Raw genomic sequence first — 11,795 nt, 5'->3', positions numbered from 1 at the left:
ACCGGCTCAGGTAACGACGCGGACGCCGGGCCAGCGTTCGGCGGGGCGGTGACGGGCCAGTCGTTGCCGGGAGACCTCCGGGCTGACCCTGGTCGGGTTGCGTCGCCACACGCCGTCGAGCAGGTCGTCGAGGCCGTGCGGCGCACACACCGCGATCTCGTCGTACGTGTCGAGGCGTACGGCCACGGCGGTGGCGTACTCGGGCCAGGTGGCGACCGCGTCGGCGACGGTGCGCAGCGGTGTCACCGGACCGCCGCCGAACTTGGCGGGATACCAGGTGTGCACGGCGGCCTGGTTCTTCGCCTCCCACGGCGGATCCGACCATCCCGCCACCAGTCGCCGGGTGGCCCGGTCGTCGTTGTCGCGGCTCAGGTCCGCCGGGTCGAGGAAGACCACGTCGACGTCGCGCACGGACGAGGGGTCGAATCCGTGGCCGTACCGCTCGCCCCAGACGAGGTCGCGGATGACGCCCGCGCCGATCCAGGCGTCCGGGAGGCCGCAGTCCCGAACGACGCCCAGCGCCCGGATCAGCCAGGGGCTGCGCCGCACCAGGTCCCGCAGTTCGTCCTCCCGCATCGGTTCTCCTGAGATCAGGTGGGGGTCGCCGGGCCGGGTACGAGGTTGAGCACCCGCAGCGCGACGTCGACCGAGGCCTGGAGGTCTTCGCGGCTCGCGCCGGCTGCGGCGTGCACGGCGTGGCCCTCGCTGAGCGCCATCACGAACCGGGCGAGTGCCCGGCTGTCGACGCCTTCCGGGAGGTCGCCTTCCTTCGCCGCGCGGGAGAGCCGCTCCTCCAGGGCGGTCTCGGTGGCGGCCCGGCCGGCGGCCAGCATCTCGGAGATGCGGGTGTTCTCCGGGGAACAGGAGAGCCCTCCTTGGATGGAGAGGCAGCCGGCGGGGTGGTCGTCGGCGGTGAGCGCGTCGGCGCTGGCGCGCAGGAAGCTCTCCACGGCGGCGTACGCGGTGGGTTGTTCTAGTGCGGCGCGGGCGTTGGCCAGGTTGGTCTCGTGGTAGCGGGCGAAGGCACGCCGGAACAGCTCCTCCTTGCTGCCGAAGGTGGCGTACAGGCTCGGCCGGTTGATGCCCATGGCGCTGGTGAGGGAGCTGAGCGACGCGCCTTCGTAACCGTGCCGCCAGAAGACCTCGGCGGCCCGGTCGAGGACCGTCTGCTCGTCGAAGGCTCGCGGCCGTCCCTGTGTCGAAGTGCCCATGCACCTACTCTACCGCTCGGTACAGAAGTGACGCAGCGCACCAACCGATCGGTACAGAACCTTGCTACGGTGACGTCACAACCGATCAGTACAAAAGACCGAGGGAGACGCATGACCGTCACGTTGATCACCGGCGCGAACAAGGGCATCGGTTTCGCGACCGCCGGGCAGCTTCTGGACCTGGGGCACATCGTCTACGTCGGGGCGCGCGACAAGCGCAAGGGCGAGGAGGCGGCAGCGACGCTCGGCGCACGGTTCCTGCACCTGGACGTGACCGACGACGCCTCGGTGACCGAGGCCCTGTCGACCATCGACGCGGCCCACGGCCGGCTCGACGTCCTGGTCAACAACGCGGGCATCGCCGAGAACGGCACCCTCGACGGACCCACCGCGCTGCGCGTGTTCGACACCAACGTGGTCGGGATCATCCGGGTCACCGAGGCGGCACTGCCCCTGCTGCGCAGATCCGCCAACCCCACGGTGGTCACGGTGTCGAGCAGCGCGGGCTCCTTCTGGGCGACGAACAACCCCGACCGGCCGGAGTTCGATCTGGGGTTCCCGCTCTACTCGGCGTCCAAGGCGGCCGCCACCATGATCACCGTCAAGTACGCCCGGTCCCAGCCGGGCATCAAGTTCAACGCGGTCGAGCCGGGCTTCACCGCCACCGACATGACCGCCGCGCTCGGCGGTGGCAGGTCACCGGCCGAGAGCGCCCGGATCGTCGTACGCCTGGCGACGCTGCCCACGGACGGCCCGACCGGGACGCTCCAGGACGAGTTCGGGCACCTGAACTGGTAGCCGCGACCGACAGCCGGGAGGGGAACCCATGACAACCATCGGCATCATCGGCGCGGGCGAGGTCGGCAGCCAGATCGCACGGGCGGCGATCGCGGCCGGGTACTCGGTCGTCATCGCCAACTCGCGCGGGCCCGAGACATTGGCGGGCCTCGTCACCGCGCTGGGTCCGTCGGCGCGGGCGGCGTACGCCAGGGAGGCCGCGGCGGCGGGCGACTTCGCCGTCGTCGCCGTACCTCTGAAGGTCGTCAACGACATGCCGGCCGAGGAACTCGCGGGCAAGATCGTCCTGGACACGAACAACTACATGGTCTGGCGTGACGGGCACATCCCGGTCCTCGACTCGGGCGAGAAGACGGTCCACGAGCTACGCCAGGAACAGCTTCCCGCGTCGAAGGTCGCCAAGGCGTTCACCCACATCCAGGCGCCCCGCCTGCTCACCTCCGCCCGGCCCGCGGGCGCCCCTGACCGGCTGGCGCTCTCCGTCTCCAGCAACTTCCCGGAGGCGGTTGCTCTGGTGACGCGGCTGTACGACCAGTTCGGTTTCGACACCGTGGACAACAGCCCGCTGAGCGAATCGTGGCGCACCGGCCCGGGTCAGCCCGCGTGGATCCGGCACGCGCACCAGAACCGCGAGGAGCTGGCCCTCAACCTGAGGAGAGCGCGGCGACTCGCGCAGCCGTGACTCTCGGCGTCAGCGCCGCGTGCGCTCACCGGCCCGCTCGCGGGCGGGCTCCTCCGCGGCGAACGGGCTGCGCAGGCGGGTCATGGAGGCGGCGCTGATGTCCGCGGCCGGACTGCGCTCCTCGTCGGTGGCCTTGCCCCCCTCGATGCTGAAGGGGTTCAGGGCGAACGTCTTGTCGGGCACGTCGTGCTCCAAGGGAATCTGCACGGCAGCACTCGACTCAGTCGTCGCGGCTGGGAAACCGTGGGAAGGGCAGGGGGTCGGCGATCAGCCGTCGATACCCCGCATCGACAGCCTAACCCTCGCCGGCCGCCTGGGCGAGCCGCGTCGACCAGGAGCACGGGGACGGGCCCGGCGCGGAGGAGTGTTCCTCCGTGCCGGGCCCGCAGGTGTCGTGCGGGTCAGGCGGCGCAGGTGGCCGTCGCGCCCTGACCGGTGCCGGTGCCCTGGAAGCCGAAGTTGGTCGTCTGACCGGCGCCGACCTGGCCGTTGTAGCCGACGTTCGTGAACCGGACAGTGCCGCTGGTGCCGCTGGCCTGGGCGTTCCAGGTGCCGGTGATCGCCGCGCCGCCGGGCAGCGCGACGGTCACGGTCCAGCCGTTGATGCTCGCCGAGCCGGCGGTGACGTTCACGCTCGCGGTGAAGCCGCCGTTCCACTGGTTGATCGCGACCGAGGCGGAGCAGCCGTTACCGGCCGGCGGCGGCGTGGTCGGGGGCGCCGTGGTCGGCGGGGCGGTCGTCGGCGGCGCGGTGGTGGGCGGAGCAGTGGTCGGCGGGTTGGTCGTCGGCGGCGCGGTGGTGGGCGGGTTGGGCGCGCCGTTGGCCAGGCTGAAGGCCAGGTCCGGCTGGAACGAACCGGCCGTGTAGCGGCAGCCGTCCGCCTCACCCGGCGGCTTCACCCAGAGGTACGCATCGATGTTGGCGTCGCCGGTGTTCGTCGTGGGGTACTGCCCGATGCGCCGGTCGGTGTTGTCGTCGGCGCACCAGTCCCCGGCCGCTCCGCCGTTGCGGCTGGTGTCGATGACCTGCCGCTTGCCGGAGATGCCCATGCCGTTGAGGGCGGAGATGACGGCCCGGCCGAAGTTCGCCTCGCTGGACGTGGGGTTGAAGTTCGACACGTTGGTGAAGAAGCCGTCGGCGTACTGCACGCCGGCCGCACGGAGCCGGTTGGCCGTGTCGTTCGCGCTGTTCCAGGTGGAGTGGCCGCCGTCGAGGTACACCTTGGCGTTGGGGTTGCCCGACTTGATGGTCTGGGTCGCCGTGGTGAGCGCCTGGTTGCGGGCGTTCAGCTCGCTGGCGCTCAGGCAGGTCTGCAGGGCCAGCGAGTCGGTCTCCAGGATGATCAGGACCGTCTGGTTGCCGAGCCCGCGGGCGAAGTTGGACACCCAGGTCTGGTACTGGTTGAGGTCCGGCGCGCCACCGGCGCTGGCGCCGCCGCAGTCGCGGTTGGTGATCTCGTACACCGACAGCACCGGGATCTGCTGCGCCGCGTTGGCGGCGCCGATGAAGCTGGAGACCTCGGACTGGATGGTCGACGGGTTGAAGTTGGCGTACCAGCGGGCCTGCGGCTGGCTGGCGATCTTGTCGCGGATGACGGCGGCGCGGGAGTCGCCCGGGTTGGCGGCGACCCAGCGGACGACTGCCGAGGACGGGTCGCGGTAGAGCGATCCGGACACGGTGCCGGCGGACGCGCCGCCGACGGCGAGGCCGACGCCGGCGGCGGCGAGACCCGCTACGGCCGCCACGCTGATGGCCGCTGACCTGCGGCGGGCGGAGAGGATAGCCACGACGTGTTTCCTCCTGATCACATCGACGTATCTAAGTTCGTGGGAGCGTTCCCACGACGGTAACGGAGGCGGACGTCGATGCCAAGATGTGAACGTCGGTCACTGACCCGTAATCTTGCGACGGTCGACGAAGCGGGCGTGGGAGGAAGACCAGGCATGACGGCGCTATCAGGCCAGGACCTGCCCAGGCCGGCGGACGAGGACCTGCGGACGCTGTTCGGCAAGTCCATCGCCGTCTTCGCGGCGCTCGCCGGGCCGACGCACGTGGTGGAGGCGGCGAACCCGGCATTCTTCGCCGCCATCGGTGAGGAACGCGCACGTACCGGAGTTCCGCTCGCCGAGTTGATGCCGGAACTGGACGGCCAGGGCTTCATCGCCCTGCTGGACGAGGTCTACCGGACGGGCGAGTCCTACACCGGTCACGACGCCCGGATCATGCTGGGCACCGGCTCGCAAGCGCGGGAGGCGTTCTTCGACTTCACCTACGAGGCGCGCCGTGACGCCGCCGGCACGGTGACCGGGATCCGCGTGATCGGAGTGGAGACCACGCAGGTCAAGCACGCGCAACGGCTGATGGCCGAGCACCGCGCCATGCTGGAGCAGATCGCCCGGCAGGCGCCCCTGACCGAGGTGCTCGACGGGATGGCCCGCTGCATCGAGAACCTCGCGCCGCAGGAGGTGCTCGTCTCCGTCCTGCTCGCCGACGCCGACGGCCGGCACCTGCGCCACGGCGCCGCGCCCAGCCTGCCCGACTTCTACAACGAGGCCATCGACGGGATCGCCACCGGTGAGGGCGTCGGATCGTGCGGCACCGCCGCGCACCGGCGGGAGCCGGTCGTCGTCACCGACATCGCCACCGACCCGTTCTGGGCCGACTTCCGCGATCTGGCCGAGCGGGCCGGACTCGCCGCCTGCTGGTCCACGCCGATCCTGGCCCGCGACGGCAGCCTGCTCGGCACGTTCGCCATGTACCACCGCACCCCGCGCGTCCCGCGGGACACCGATCTGGCCCTCGCCCGGGTCTTCACCGGCACCGCCGCCCTGGCCATCGAACGTCACCACATCGAACAGGCGAAGTCCGAAGCGGACGCCCGCGCGCGAGCCGCCCACGACGAGCTGGCCCGGGTGGTGCGGGCGGAGCGGGAGCTACGGGCCGAGGCGGAACAGCGCGCCGCCGCGGCGGCGGAACTCACCGCCCGGCTGCGCGCCGCCGCCGCCGCGCAGGCCGCCACTCCCCGCCCCGAGCGGTGTCAGCTCGGCGGCAGCGACGGCTGCGCCGCGCCCGCCGAGATCAAGGTCGCCGACTCGTGGGGCGACTCGGCGTGGGGCTGCCCGGCGCACGTCGAGGAAGCCGTCATCAACGTCCGTTCGGTCTTCATCGCCAACGAGGAGCTCGGCGGCCTGTCCGCCTACCTCGACCGCTGACGCTCTCAGAGCTGCACGACGTGGCCCACCCGGGGCGGCGTACGGCCGGCGAGGACGTCGAGCCAGGCGTCCCGCAGCGCCTCCGGACCGGCGCCGGCCCGCACGTCGAGCCATCCGCTCACCACCTGCGAGAACCGCTGCCAGGCGTCGGCGAACCGGGCGTCGAGGCCGTCGCGGCCCCAGTCCCGGCTGCGCTTGCGCATCTGGACCGGCGCGAAGAAGACCTCCTCGGCGGCGTCGGCGTTCGGCGTCTGCCGGGTCAGGCCGACGGCGATGTCCCGGACGAGCCGGTCGCCGAGGTGGGCCCGCAGGGCGGCCCGGTGCGCGGGAGCGCCGGACAGGTCGAGGTAGACCGTCGGCACGACGTCGAGCGCCGCGATGTCGTCGTACGCGAGGACATCGTCGTAGCAGCCGAGCGACCTGGTGAAGGCGAGGTTGCCGGGTGAGGTGAGACCGATCAGGCGATGGCCGCGGCCGTGCAGCTCGAACGCGGCGGCGTACGCCGTCTTGCTCGACGCCGACGACAGCACAAGCGATTCCGCGCCGTACCAGTCGTTGTCGACGACCTGGTCGGCGAGCATGAACGAGGTGAAGAACAGCGGCCGGAACAGGATCAGCAGGTCCTCCTGCTCCGCCCGGTACGCGGGGTCGCCGGTGGTCGACCGGTAGGAGTTGTACGGCGAGGGCAGCCCGACCCGGTGCGGGCTGGCGTCCCGGAAGCCGGTCCCGTCCACCCGCTCCGGGCGTACCACGAGGTGGCCGGCGGGCGGCAGGTAGCCGTAGACCCGCACGCCCGGCTCAACTCCTGACACTGTGGATGCAACCACCTCAGCGAAGCCCCACAGCGGCGGCAGTCCCCACCGCCGGTCGAGCCCGCGCGGCTCGGGCGGGAAGAACTCCCAGTAGCGCATCGCCTCGCCGAGCACCGCGTACGTCACGTTGTTGGCGGTCAGGCCGACCCGGTCCACGCGCAGCAGCGCCTCCCCGTCGGCGAGGGCGGGCGCCGCGCCGTCGGCGAGCGTGGTGCGGGCGAGGTCGTCACGGGCCACAGCGAACGTCCACGAGTCAGCCATGGCCTGACGCTAGGCAGCAGCGAAACCGGAAACAAGTGCACTGGGAGTGCAAAATCCCACTCGGCGGGGTGCGCCGGCCCGACCGACGCTCGGGTCACCGCGTCGGCCGGGCCGGGGCCGGGAGCTGGTGCCGGCGGATCAGCCGCTGCCCGATGAACGTGCGCCAGACCCGGTCGGCGACCGCCGGTTCGACGATCCAGAGCCGACGCTGCGCCTCGGCGAGCGTGAGCGGCGTGCTGAACAGGTCCAGGAACAGACGGCTGCTGCGGTTGAGCGCGAACACCTGGCCGTCGGTGCGGCGGAACAGGTGCCGGTTCGCCGGCAGGTCGCCGGGGACGCCCTCCTGCTCGTCGGACCGGATCCGCCGGTACGCGTCCCAGACCTGCTCGTCGTCGCGGTCCACGAACGCGCCGTTGGCGAGGAACTCGGTCCGGTCGTCGGTGTCGTGCCGCACCCGGTCGTGGGCGAGCACACCACGTACCGCGGTGCCGTACCGGTCGTGGTAGAAGAACGTGTGCGGGGTGTCGGTGCTGCCCAGCCAGGGACGGTGGAAGTGTCCCGGGTTGAGGTCGGCCTTGGCCCGGGCGACCTCGGCCTGCGCCGCCTCGGTCACCGGCTCGTCGTACCGGAGCATCCGGACGATGTCCGAACCCTCCACCGGCCGCACGTTCGTGATGCCGAACCGGTCCGGCTCCTTGGCGACGATGGCGCCCGGGGTCAGCATGAAGTCGCCGAGCCCGCCGAGGGTCCACAGGTCGGGGTTGTCGCGCAGGAACGCGATGCTGTCCAGCGCCTCCTCGCGGGTCTCGGTGGGAAAGCCGGTGAAGCCCATCATCTGCACGCCGATGTTGGCCTTCGTCATCGCGGTCATGGTGCGCCGTACCTGCTCCGGTCTGGTGCCCTTGTCGATCAGGTCGAGGATGCGCTGGTTGCCGGACTCGAAACCGACCGACACGGCCACGCATCCGCTGCGCCGCAGCAGCTCGCAGCGCTCGTCCGACCAGTACTTCTCCAGCCGGATCTCGGCGCCCCAGCGGAAGTCGAGCCCGCGCTCCACGACCTGCTCGGCGAAGCGCAGGATGGTCGCGGGAGCGAGCACGTCCACGGAGAAGTAGATGAACTTGGCGAACTTCGACAGCTCGGTGACGTCCGTGATCATCTTGCCGACCGTGTCCTGCCGCCACGGGCTCGTCGGGCCGTCGGTGTTCAGGCCGTAGTCGCAGAACGTGCACTTGTTCCAGTAGCAGCCGCGGGTCGGCGAGTAGTAGACGAACCGTTCCGGGCTGAGGTAGAGGTCCCAGGGCAGACCGGAGAAGTCCGGGACCGGCACCTGCGCCAGACGCTCGTAGCGCAGGGGCAGCTGGCGCTGGCGGCCGTACTTGGGGTGCAGGCGGACGTTGGGGTGCCCGGCCGGCAGGGTGCCGGCCGCCACCGCGTCCAGGATCTCCGTGTACGCGCTCTCCCCCTCCCCGACCACGATCGCGTCGAAGTCGGCGAGCACCTGGAAGACGTACTCGGGTCTGCTGGCGCACTTCCAGACGTCGGAGATCTCCGTGCCGCCCGCGACGAGGAAGACGCCCGGGCAGGCCCGGCGGACGAGCCGGGCGATCCAGAGCGCGAACGGAAGCTGCCACTGATAGGTGGCGCTGATCCCGATCACCTGGTGGCCACCGGCGGCCAGCCGCGGGATCAGCACGTCCTCGTAGTACGGCTGGAAGGGCTTGTTGAGCCGGCCGAGCAGCGCCTCGTCGGTGAGCGCGGCCACCGAGCCGATCGAGATCATCGGCGGTGGCTGCAGCCGGAAGCCGGCGCGGAACTGCCCGGGGAACCCGACCGCGCCGAGCGCGTCCATCCAGGAGATCACGCCTTCGACCGCGTCCTGGTAGTGCCGGTAGTCGTAGAACAGGTTCGGATCCTGCAACACCCCGATCGACCGGCGCAGCCGCTCCGGATCGGGGTCGGGCAGGCCGAGGTGGTTCGCCCGGGCCATCAGCGCGTCCGGGCCGCTGAGGTCGTCGGTCGAGGACCGGGACAGCTCCCGTCGCAGCCACTCGTACGCAGACGGCGTGTACGAGTGGTGGAACGCCTCGATATTGGCATCGATGATCTCCGCCGGCCGGTGCCCCTGTGCCCGGGCGTACGAGTCGAGGTAGTTCAGGGAGTGGTACCCCGAGGTGGGGTCGGTCAGCGGGGGGTAGACCAGTGCCGCCTTCACCGTTCCGCTCATCGACGCCTCCTCAGCCGACCCGGGCCGTGCAACCGGCCGGAATGTCCTCCTGCGCGCCCTGCGCCACCGCCGGCAGTCGCGGGGCGCCGAACGCCTTGACGTACGCCACGAGCGGCTCGGCGGCGTACCGGAACGACGCCAGGCCGTCGAAGCCCCGGTCCCACGCCGCCGACTCCAGCCCGTCGGCGTCGCAGCCCCACAACCGCGCGAAGCACTCGTCGACCACCTCGGTGCGGAAGTGGAGCCGGCCGCCCGGGCGGCGGTGTCCCGTCGTACGCGGGACGAGCGTCTCGTTCAGCGACGCCGCGGTCGCCGCGACCTGCCGCGCCGCGGCGAGCAACGCGGGGGTACGCAGCGGCGCCGCGACCATCCACAGCGCCAGGCTGCGGTACGGCGTGGTGCCGAACGCCCGCACCAGCACCCGCAGCACCGCCTCGCGGTCGCCGATGCCCCGTTCCCGGTCGGTGAGCCAGTCCCACCCACCCGGCGCCGTGCCGGTCAGGCCGCGCTCGCACGCCGCCTGGTGGGCGCGTTCCTCGACCGCCGGGTCGGCGATGTCGACCTCGGCCAGCCCGGCCAGCACCCCACGCCGGTGCCAGGCCGGCGCCTCGGGGTGCAGCAGCATCAGCACCGCCGCGGCGTCCCGGTCGCTGACCCAGTGCCCACCGACCGGCTTCCCGGCGAACCGCGACCGCCAGCTGTCGAGGAAGCGGGTGTGGAGGTTGTCGATCGGCTGGTCGCCGGCGTGCGCCGGGCACAGCTCCGGCGCGTCTGCCGCCGCCATCGACAGCAGCAGCCGCGCATCGGCGCCCTTGGCGTCCCAGGGGTCGTGCCGGCGCCAGGTCAGGAACCGGTCCACCACGGCCGCGGCCCCGGGTGGCGCGGTGCGCTCCAGCGCGCGGTACGACCGCCGCCGGAACGGCAGGTCCCGGGCGACGTCCAGCAACAGCGTGGCCTCGGCCTGGCCGAGCACCCCGGCGGCGACGGCGCGGCGCAGCTCGACCCGGATGTTCACGAGCGGCTCGCTCAACGTGCGGTGGCCCTCCTCGGCGGGCCCGTGCACCACCGCCACCTCGTCGTCGCCGGTGACGACACCGTCGCGGTAGAGCTGGAACACCTCGCCCACGCCACGCATGCCGAACGGCCACAGCTCGGCGGCGCGCAGCGCACCCATGCTGGCCGCGCCGGCCACTGTCACCCCGCGGTCGAGCAGGTCGAGGATCTCCCGGTGGCGTACGGGCGGGTGTTGCAGGAAGAACCCGTCGACGACGAGAACCCGGTCGCCGGGGCCGACGTCCAGGCGGAGCAGGTCGCCGTGCGCGACGGGCGGCAGCACCACCGCGTCGGGCAGCAGCCGGCCGACCTCGTCGGCCGGCAGGCTCGGACCGATGAAGACGACGTCAGTCACGGGGCACTCCTGGTCGGGTACTCAGGGCCCGCTCGTCGAACATCCGCAGGCCGGGGGCGAACACCTTGCTCACCGGGATGCCGATGTCGTCGTGCGTCAGGTCGACGCTGAACGGCTCGACGCCGGTTATCCGCTGCACCCGCGACGCGAGCTCGCACAGCACCTGGGTCACGTCCCCGGCGGGCGGGGGGTCGCGGCGGACCGCCCGGACCGGCCGGTCGACGGTGGGTGGCGGCACCGGCGGCGCGCCGACGTCGTGGTACGCGGTGGCGTCGATGTCGTCCCGGGCCCCGGAGACCATGACCAGCCGCGACTGTGCCGCCTCCGACATGGCCCGGCCGACAGCGATCTCCGGATCCACGTGGCAGCCGAAGCCGCCGAAGGTGACCGGCAGGTCGGGGGACCAGATCGAGGCGGCGTAGCAGGGCACGCCGACCGCGTTCGTGATGTCGCAGACCTCCACCCAGCAGCCGGCCCGCACCAGCGCCTCGTGCACGGTGCGGGTCATCGCGTTCGTGGCGGTGCCCGGGTCGGTGTAGGTGCGCTCGGCGAGCGGCGAGGTGCAGTAAGGGGCGATGCAGTCGCGCTCGACGACCTCCAGCAGGGCGTGCAGGCTGGCCTCGGCGAAGGTGTTGCCGGTGGCCAGCCCGTTGCTGCTGGGGGTGAACAGGGCGCGGTCCCAGCCCCGCCGGACGGTGAAGTCGAGTTCGATCGTGGCGCGCGGCACCAGGCAGGGCGCTCCGGTCACCAGCCCACGGCCGGCCACCCAGTCGAGTTCGACGGCGGGGGTCAGGGGCGACCGCTCCGCCAGGTGCAGCCACCGGACGTCGTACGGCAGGTCGAGCGCCTCGGCCGGGGACCGGACGGCGGTCCCCGGCCGGAGGTTCTCGGCATGCCAGGACTCGATGCTCTCCATCACCGCGCTGACCCGGGACTGCGTCGCCGTGGCGCCGGTGCCGACGCTCACCGCCATGGTGGCTCCGACCGGCCGGTAGGCGACGTGCACCGGTAGGCCGATCTCGTCGAGCCGGGTGATGTCGGCGACCCGGGTGATCCGGAACCGGTCGAGCATGCCGCCGACCCGTGCCCAGGTCTGCTCCACAGTGGCCGTCCGGTAGGTGCCGGATCGGAACGCGATGGTCTCGGTCGTGTCAGTCATCGAGGCTCCCGGCGGGGTGCGGAGG

At 72.0% G+C, this 11,795-nt stretch carries 11 protein-coding genes; 3 read left to right on the top strand and 8 right to left on the bottom strand.

Annotated features, from left to right (window positions below):
* Window positions 1–6: 6 nt before the first annotated feature.
* Together HA073_RS04855 and HA073_RS04850 are read right to left on the bottom strand one after the other, a co-directional pair.
* Complete coding sequence (locus HA073_RS04855) at window positions 7–576, bottom strand: nucleotidyltransferase family protein (RefSeq protein WP_166455778.1); 570 nt, start codon at window positions 574–576, stop codon at window positions 7–9.
* Between the two features lie 14 nt (window positions 577–590).
* Window positions 591–1,211 (bottom strand): TetR/AcrR family transcriptional regulator, encoded by a 621-nt coding sequence (locus HA073_RS04850; protein ID WP_166455777.1) that lies wholly within the window; start codon window positions 1,209–1,211, stop codon window positions 591–593.
* A gap of 111 nt (window positions 1,212–1,322) precedes the next feature.
* On the opposite strand from HA073_RS04850, the gene HA073_RS04845 reads away from it, so the two are divergent.
* Together HA073_RS04845 and HA073_RS04840 are read left to right on the top strand one after the other, a co-directional pair.
* Window positions 1,323–2,009 (top strand): SDR family NAD(P)-dependent oxidoreductase, encoded by a 687-nt coding sequence (locus HA073_RS04845; protein ID WP_166455776.1) that lies wholly within the window; start codon window positions 1,323–1,325, stop codon window positions 2,007–2,009.
* A 28-nt stretch (window positions 2,010–2,037) separates the two neighbouring features.
* Window positions 2,038–2,691, top strand: a complete 654-nt coding sequence (locus HA073_RS04840; protein WP_166455775.1) for an NADPH-dependent F420 reductase — start codon at window positions 2,038–2,040, stop codon at window positions 2,689–2,691.
* A gap of 9 nt (window positions 2,692–2,700) precedes the next feature.
* Here the strand turns inward: HA073_RS04840 and HA073_RS04835 are convergent, their stop codons facing one another.
* Together HA073_RS04835 and HA073_RS04830 are read right to left on the bottom strand one after the other, a co-directional pair.
* Complete coding sequence (locus HA073_RS04835) at window positions 2,701–2,898, bottom strand: hypothetical protein (RefSeq protein WP_104115843.1); 198 nt, start codon at window positions 2,896–2,898, stop codon at window positions 2,701–2,703.
* Window positions 2,899–3,092: 194 nt separating this feature from the next.
* Window positions 3,093–4,478, bottom strand: a complete 1,386-nt coding sequence (locus HA073_RS04830) for a glycoside hydrolase family 6 protein (RefSeq protein WP_113972108.1) — start codon at window positions 4,476–4,478, stop codon at window positions 3,093–3,095.
* A 156-nt stretch (window positions 4,479–4,634) separates the two neighbouring features.
* On the opposite strand from HA073_RS04830, the gene HA073_RS04825 reads away from it, so the two are divergent.
* Entirely contained in the window at window positions 4,635–5,903 is a 1,269-nt protein-coding gene (locus HA073_RS04825) for a GAF domain-containing protein (RefSeq protein ID WP_166455774.1), read from the top strand.
* 5 nt (window positions 5,904–5,908) lie between these two features.
* On the opposite strand, the gene HA073_RS04820 is transcribed toward HA073_RS04825, so the two are convergent.
* The 4 genes from HA073_RS04820 to HA073_RS04805 all read right to left on the bottom strand — a co-directional run bounded on the left by HA073_RS04820 (window position 5,909) and on the right by HA073_RS04805 (window position 11,770).
* Window positions 5,909–6,976 carry a DUF2855 family protein gene (locus HA073_RS04820; RefSeq protein WP_166455773.1) on the bottom strand — a complete coding sequence of 356 codons (1,068 nt, stop codon included), beginning with the start codon at window positions 6,974–6,976 and terminating at the stop codon, window positions 5,909–5,911.
* Window positions 6,977–7,070: 94 nt separating this feature from the next.
* Window positions 7,071–9,203 carry a radical SAM protein gene (locus HA073_RS04815; RefSeq protein ID WP_166455772.1) on the bottom strand — a complete coding sequence of 711 codons (2,133 nt, stop codon included), beginning with the start codon at window positions 9,201–9,203 and terminating at the stop codon, window positions 7,071–7,073.
* A 10-nt stretch (window positions 9,204–9,213) separates the two neighbouring features.
* Window positions 9,214–10,611 (bottom strand): TfuA-like protein, encoded by a 1,398-nt coding sequence (locus HA073_RS04810; protein ID WP_166455771.1) that lies wholly within the window; start codon window positions 10,609–10,611, stop codon window positions 9,214–9,216.
* Window positions 10,604–11,770, bottom strand: coding sequence for a YcaO-like family protein (locus tag HA073_RS04805; RefSeq protein ID WP_166455770.1), 1,167 nt, complete (start codon window positions 11,768–11,770; stop codon window positions 10,604–10,606). The genes HA073_RS04810 and HA073_RS04805 overlap by 8 nt, the downstream gene beginning before the upstream one ends.
* Window positions 11,771–11,795: the final 25 nt, after the last annotated feature.

The organism is Micromonospora sp. CMU55-4 (assembly GCF_011602315.1).
Taxonomy (GTDB): domain Bacteria; phylum Actinomycetota; class Actinomycetes; order Mycobacteriales; family Micromonosporaceae; genus Micromonospora; species Micromonospora chalcea.
The sequence above is the reverse complement of the archived record's forward strand: the minus strand, read 5'-3'. Positions and strand labels throughout refer to the sequence as shown.

Excerpts from the sequence above, each read along its gene's own strand:
- HA073_RS04820 (WP_166455773.1), bottom strand. The coding sequence starts at position 6,976 with ATGGCTGACTCGTGGACGTTCGCTGTGGCCCGTGACGACCTCGCCCGC.
- HA073_RS04850 (WP_166455777.1), bottom strand. The coding sequence starts at position 1,211 with ATGGGCACTTCGACACAGGGACGGCCGCGAGCCTTCGACGAGCAGACG.
- HA073_RS04825 (WP_166455774.1), top strand. The coding sequence starts at position 4,635 with ATGACGGCGCTATCAGGCCAGGACCTGCCCAGGCCGGCGGACGAGGAC.
- HA073_RS04855 (WP_166455778.1), bottom strand. The coding sequence starts at position 576 with ATGCGGGAGGACGAACTGCGGGACCTGGTGCGGCGCAGCCCCTGGCTG.
- HA073_RS04840 (WP_166455775.1), top strand. The coding sequence starts at position 2,038 with ATGACAACCATCGGCATCATCGGCGCGGGCGAGGTCGGCAGCCAGATC.
- HA073_RS04805 (WP_166455770.1), bottom strand. The coding sequence starts at position 11,770 with ATGACTGACACGACCGAGACCATCGCGTTCCGATCCGGCACCTACCGG.
- HA073_RS04845 (WP_166455776.1), top strand. The coding sequence starts at position 1,323 with ATGACCGTCACGTTGATCACCGGCGCGAACAAGGGCATCGGTTTCGCG.
- HA073_RS04815 (WP_166455772.1), bottom strand. The coding sequence starts at position 9,203 with ATGAGCGGAACGGTGAAGGCGGCACTGGTCTACCCCCCGCTGACCGAC.